The sequence below is a fragment of the Curtobacterium sp. MMLR14_002 genome, assembly GCF_001864975.1.
Lineage (GTDB): Bacteria > Actinomycetota > Actinomycetes > Actinomycetales > Microbacteriaceae > Curtobacterium > Curtobacterium flaccumfaciens.
Genome location: NZ_MJGT01000071.1, coordinates 10,696 through 10,962 on the forward strand (window position 1 = coordinate 10,696; position 267 = coordinate 10,962).

Genomic DNA, 267 nt, shown 5'->3' on the forward strand with positions numbered 1-267 from the left:
CCCTGGTCGACGCCGGGGCGCTCACGGTCGAGGTCACCCGGCGCATCCCGCTGACCGAACTGCCGTCCCTGCACGCCGAGGCGGCCGCGGGACGGATCAGCGGCAAGGTCGTGGTCCTGGTCGGGTGACGGCCGCACACTCCCGCACCAGCACCAACCGCAGCAGCGCCGGATACGCTCGGCGCATGACGGACCAGGGGTGGCACGAGGACGTGCTCGGAGCACCGTACGAGCGGCTCGAACTGCCGCTCGGCACCGACTCCGAGGG